This window comes from Desulfobacterium sp. N47 (genome assembly GCF_051233685.1).
In the GTDB taxonomy this organism is placed as follows: domain Bacteria; phylum Desulfobacterota; class Desulfobacteria; order Desulfobacterales; family RPRI01; genus RPRI01.
Map to the genome: position 1 here is coordinate 1 of NZ_JBAMMY010000003.1, position 1,662 is coordinate 1,662.

Annotated in this window: 1 protein-coding gene and 1 pseudogene; one reads left to right on the top strand and one right to left on the bottom strand. The window is 46.2% G+C overall.

The features are described 5' to 3' along the window. Window positions 1-536, top strand: a pseudogene (locus VXK47_RS00045) (IS4 family transposase); the annotation flags it as partial. Window positions 537-601: 65 nt separating this feature from the next. Here VXK47_RS00045 and VXK47_RS00050 read toward each other — a convergent pair. Then, window positions 602-1,606: a transposase gene (locus VXK47_RS00050; protein ID WP_435546729.1), complete on the bottom strand. Its 1,005-nt coding sequence runs from the start codon at window positions 1,604-1,606 to the stop codon at window positions 602-604. Window positions 1,607-1,662 lie beyond the last annotated feature (56 nt).

Consider the following 1,662-nt stretch of genomic DNA (forward strand, 5'->3'; position numbering starts at 1 on the left):
ATTCAGAAGATTTCCAAAAGCGCCACAAGGAATCTTCTAAAGATTTCATCCGAAATACTGCTCTTTCCTTCAAAAACTTAATTGCATTCTTTGCCAATTTGAATAAGGGCTCTTACGAAACAGAATTAAAAGCATTTTATAAAACAATAAACAACCAAGAGGTTGCGAATCCTGAAGTTACCAAAGGCGCTGTCTCCAAAGCCAGAAAAAAGCTTAAGCCCTCGGCCTTTATTGAACTCAATGAGAAAACCGTCCAGGAATATGAACAACAAGCGCCTCTTAAAACGTGGTACGGAATGCGCCCGGTTGGTGTTGACGGGTCAACCGTCACAGTTCCGGACGAGACTGAAATCAAAGAACATTTCGGTGTCTGGGAAGGCAGACATGGCGATCCATGCCCCAAGGCCCATATTTCTCAAATGTTTGACGTTCTGAATCATATCACCCTTGATGCTATCATAAAACCTAAAAGTCAGGGTGAACGGGAATTGGCCGCTGGTCATTTTTTAAAATTAATGCCATCTGATCTTCCGTAGGGCCTGGGGTATGGACATAGGGGACGTATGGACATAGGGGACGGGTATTGATTTATTGACATAGATCATCCCATCACCTTGAGTTGCTTTTCTTTCACGATTTTTTCGCCCCGTTTTGCCGATTGGCTGGCCGTGGGTTGTGAAATGCCAAGCCGTTTGGAAAGCTCCAAGGTGCTGATGCCAAGTTCACGTGCTGCCCAGTAACATAGCACGCTGCGAGCTTCAACCGTGTCTGGATACCTTCCCGGTCGCGTAACGATATCTTGGTCTACACCAAATAGGGTTGCCACTTGGCCAACCAGCCAATCAAAATCATAGCCCTTGGCCTGATAGTGGTAGCGACGTTCAAGTTGCTGCTGGCAGCTTACTAAAACCTCTTGGACGAAATTGCCATCCCCCAGGATACGTTCATCTCCTTTAATTCGGTCTTTCGTTCCACGCAACGCTTTGGCGGAAATCCACCCACCCAAGCTCCGTATTAAACCGCCGCCAACCAATTCAGGTCTTTTGCCGTCGCTAACACCTTCCTCTACAAATTTGTTATATAAACGCCGCGCCTCAGATACCTTCTGCCCGAATAAGGACAATATATATTCCGTGTTTTGCCAATCATTGTTACATTTTCCCATTAAAGCACAATGCCCACCATAGGAAAACCTCTTTAAGCTTTTATAGTCCGGCACAAGCTTGGCACGCAAGGGGTTTAGATGAATGTAACGTACCAACTCCAGTAAATAAGGGTCCTGCTGGCAAAGAATTGACTTGTATCGATTCTGAAAAAGATGGCCATGGCGACGATGCCGCCGATTGAATTGGACGGCATAGCCCGTCAAAAGTCTTCTCATGACGGTGGCGATCGGCGTAAGACCAGTACGCATCAAAAGATGCACATGGTTGGGTATCATCGCCCATGCAAAACAATCGGTATGCGTCTCAATCAACACATGGCCAAGCCGGTTTACAAAGGAGTCACGATCGGCATCGTCCCAAAAGATTTTCCGGCGCTCGATTCCACGCACGATGATGTGGTGAAGCGCACCCGCAGCATCAATTCTGGCTTTTCGTGGCATACCAAATACAAATAGCAGGCAAATTTAATCATGTCAATCAATATATCAATACCCGT